Source organism: Microcystis sp. M53603_WE2 (genome assembly GCF_030065435.1).
In genome coordinates this window covers 1-2766 of record NZ_JASJFF010000756.1, presented here as the reverse complement: position 1 = coordinate 2766, position 2766 = coordinate 1, and the positions used below count along the sequence as shown (strand labels likewise).

Below are 2766 nucleotides of genomic sequence, written 5' to 3'. Positions count from 1 at the left end.
ATTCCCCGCTAAGATATTAAAAGCGATAGCGGCCATTGGTTTTGCGCTGCTTGCTGTCCGGCTGCTTTGGCCAGATTCGGGTTGATCATTAGGTTTGCGGCAAAAAGCTTTTCCGGGGGGCAGGGTGTGGGGTGTGGGGTGGGGGGTGTGGGGTGTCGGAAGAATAAATAGAAATAATCTCCTGTCTCCTGTCTCCTGTCTCCTATCTCCTGACTCCTGACTCTTGATCACTGATTGCTTAGAGAATATCGCCGATCAGTAAACCAGTGATCAAAAGGAGAAGGATAGCGACACCGATATCCAAAGTTTTGGGGGAAAGACGACGAGCAATCCAATAACCGATCAGGACACCGAGGAGACTGGTAGCGATTAAAGCGCTGGCTGCCCCGGCAAAAACCACCCAGGGGGATTGGGATTCGGCGCTGATGAGAAGGGTGGCTAATTGGGTTTTATCGCCGATTTCAGCAAAAAATATGGTTAGGAAGGTGGAACTAAACACCGTCCAAAAACTCCAAGAAGGTGGCTGATCTGGGTTTTTCTCGGTTGACGCGATCGATTTGCTATCACTCATCGGCTAATTTCACAGTATCGGGTTATAATTAAATTTAAAATGGATTTTAAGTTTGATCCCCCCTGCCCCCCTTGATAAGGGGGGTGCCGATCCCCCCTGCCCCCCTTGATAAGGGGGGTGCCGATCCCCTCTGCCCCCCTTGATAAGGGGGGTGCCGATCCCCTCTGCCCCCCTTGATAAGGGGGGTGCCGATCCCCTCTGCCCCCCTTGATAAGGGGGGTGCCGATAGGCGGGGGGATCCCCCTTGATAAGGGGGGCATCTGATAATTTTTAACGCCTACCTACTTAACAGTATCAGGTTAAGAAATAATTTTCATACTTTTTTCATTTTAGCCCGACCGGTTTTCTGGCGATAGTTTCTGCTGTTGATTACGCTGTCTCCCCCCCCTCAATAGTTAAAAAACCCTAGTTGATCGAGGTAGAGTTTCCATCCTAGAGTTTAATAATTATTAGACTAGGACGAGCGCAAATTGCTTGGAGGTATAGCCCCTATGGCCAGTGAAAGTGTTGTACAGGACAGAGATTATACTCTGATTATTGACAAAAGTGGCAGTATGTCCACTGCTGATAAACCCAGTGATAAAACCCGTTGGCAAATTGCCCAAGAATCCACCCTCGCCTTGGCTAGAAAGTGCGAGGAAATCGATCCCGACGGCATCACTATCTATCTTTTTTCCGGACGTTTCCGACGCTATGATAATGTTACTTCCGATAAGGTCACACAAATTTATCAAGAAAACGAACCGATGGGGAGGACAGACCTAGCAGCTGTGCTGCAAGATGCCCTTGATAATTATTTTCAGCGCAAAACTGCCGGCAAAACTAAACCCAACGGAGAAACTATTCTGGTGATTACCGACGGAGAACCAGATGATCGCAAAGCGGTGATGCGTCAAATCATCGAAGCTTCTCGAAAACTCGATAGCGATCAAGAATTAGCCATTTCTCTGATTCAAGTAGGCCATGATCGGCAAGCAACCGAATTTCTCAAAGCTTTAGACGATCAACTAGAATCGGCGGGGGCCAAATTCGATATCGTTGACACAATTACTATCGATGATATGGAAGATATGACCCTAGCGGAAGTTCTTCTCAACGCCATTACCGATTAATTTCTAGCCAGTAGGGGTGATATCTCTTCACCCCTACTCAAGGAGGATTTAACTGCTAGTCAGGGCGACCAATTTATCTTTTTCCTCATCGGATAATTGCTCCGATTGTCCCGTGATTTGTTTGTAGATTTTGAGATATTCCAAAGCGGATTTATACCAACTAAAATCTTGAGTCATTGCCCGTTGCTGTAGTTTTTGCCAATCCTGTTTATAACGAAAACTTTCCCAAGTCCGGATCATACAGGTAAACAGGTCTAAAGGTTCATAGCGATCGAAACTAAATCCTGTTCCTTTTTCCTGAATCGGGTCGTGGAAAGACACCGTATCGACTAAACCACCGGTGCGGCGTACCATGGGAATACAACCGTAACGCATAGCCATTAATTGGGAAATGCCGCAGGGTTCAAAACGGGAAGGCATTAACAAAGCATCGGCCCCCCCATAGATGCGACGGGAAAGGGCATCACTATAGAGAAGATGCAGGGACATTCGCCCCCGGAAACGGGAAGTCATCTCCCATAGTTGGGTTTCATAATAGCGATCGCCTGTACCTAAAATAATCAATTGAGCATCAGTATAGGTGAGAAAGCGATCTAAAATTTGCATCACTAGATCAATACCTTTTTGTTCTACCAAACGCGTCACCATCCCCATGACAAAGGCATTTTTACTGACCTGTAGCCCCACTTCTTCTTGCAGGGCAATTTTATTAGCCAGACGTTTTTCGATGGTTTCTGGGGTAAAATTCTGCTTAAGATAAACATCTTTAGCCGGGTTATACACCTCCGTATCGATGCCGTTGACAATCCCCACCAGATTGCCGGAAATATAGGACAATAATCCCTCTAAATTTTCGCCATAAATGGGGGTCTGTATTTGACGGGCATAGGTAGGAGAAACGGTAGTGACGCGATTAGCAAATTGAACCGCCGCGGCCATGGTATTATCGCCCTGCATATACCAAGGACACCAAGTCATTTTTTCTAACGCCTCCCGCCAAGGCCCCTGGTAGGCGAGATTATGGATAGTAAAAACGGTGCTAATATCGGGGTCTTGGTGCATCCAGACGGGAATCATGCCCGT

4 protein-coding genes are annotated in these 2766 nt (G+C 47.0%); 1 reads left to right on the top strand and 3 read right to left on the bottom strand.

Going from position 1 to position 2766, the window contains the following annotated elements:
• Together PX481_RS16300 and PX481_RS16295 are read right to left on the bottom strand one after the other, a co-directional pair.
• Positions 1 to 231 (bottom strand): hypothetical protein (locus PX481_RS16300; RefSeq protein WP_288095010.1); only part of this gene is annotated, 231 nt, incomplete at its 3' end.
• A gap of 7 nt (positions 232 to 238) precedes the next feature.
• Positions 239 to 571 (bottom strand): TMEM165/GDT1 family protein, encoded by a 333-nt coding sequence (locus tag PX481_RS16295; RefSeq protein ID WP_002764178.1) that lies wholly within the window; start codon positions 569 to 571, stop codon positions 239 to 241.
• 491 nt (positions 572 to 1062) lie between these two features.
• On the opposite strand from PX481_RS16295, the gene PX481_RS16290 reads away from it, so the two are divergent.
• Complete coding sequence (locus tag PX481_RS16290; protein WP_002759854.1) at positions 1063 to 1683, top strand: vWA domain-containing protein; 621 nt, start codon at positions 1063 to 1065, stop codon at positions 1681 to 1683.
• 48 nt (positions 1684 to 1731) lie between these two features.
• Here the strand turns inward: PX481_RS16290 and glgA are convergent.
• A partial coding sequence (glgA, locus tag PX481_RS16285; RefSeq protein ID WP_288095008.1) for a glycogen synthase GlgA occupies positions 1732 to 2766 on the bottom strand: 1035 nt, incomplete at its 5' end.

What these genes read in the sequence shown, in the direction of transcription:
- PX481_RS16295 (WP_002764178.1), bottom strand. Translation starts at nt 571, where the DNA reads ATGAGTGATAGCAAATCGATCGCGTCAACCGAGAAAAACCCAGATCAG.
- PX481_RS16290 (WP_002759854.1), top strand. Translation starts at nt 1,063, where the DNA reads ATGGCCAGTGAAAGTGTTGTACAGGACAGAGATTATACTCTGATTATT.